Annotated in this window: 1 pseudogene; it reads right to left on the bottom strand. The window is 68.3% G+C overall.

The features are described 5' to 3' along the window. Positions 1–609: pseudogene (locus MIC448_RS06175) on the bottom strand (IS3 family transposase); the annotation flags it as partial.

Genomic DNA, 609 nt, shown 5'->3' with positions numbered 1-609 from the left:
GGTGTGATCCGGCCGGGGCGCGGTGAAGTCGCGGTTCAGCAGGTCGCCGGCACGGACCCCGTCCTTGGCGGGGATCGTAGTGCGGGTGCCCTTGTCGCGACGGATTCCCGACAGCCCGAGCGAGCGCATGGCCCGGTCGACCGCGCCTCGCGACGCGCCGGGGATCGACGTGCGGCGGATCAGCGCGGTCATCTTCCGCCGCCCGTAGAGGCCCTCGGGAGTCAGCACGCGACGCATCGTCCCGTTGCGTTCGACAATGGTCCATGCCGCGGCGCGGACAGCGTCCTGGACCTGCGCGTCCGTGATCGTCCGCACTGCGACGATGCCTTGCCGGTGGGCTCGGTAGGTGCGCGCGGCGATCTTCACGCCCTGCGCTTGCAGGACCCGGATGATCGACTCGACCGCGTGACCTTCGGCTCTCATCGTGTCAATGAAGCCCAGCATCAACGGTTGCGGGGGTCGAGTTCCCCCGCGAAGAAAGTCGTCGCAGCTCTCAGGATCGCGACATCCTCCCGCAGACGACTGTTCTCGGCCTTGAGCCGCTTGATCTCGGCATGCTCGACGCTGGTGATCCCGTCGCGGGTGCCGTCGTCGATATCGGCTTGCAGC

It is taken from the genome of Microbacterium sp. C448, from assembly GCF_000582705.2.
Lineage (GTDB): Bacteria > Actinomycetota > Actinomycetes > Actinomycetales > Microbacteriaceae > Microbacterium > Microbacterium lacus_A.
Note: the sequence above shows the minus strand (reverse complement) of the source record. Positions and strands in the feature narration are given on the sequence as shown.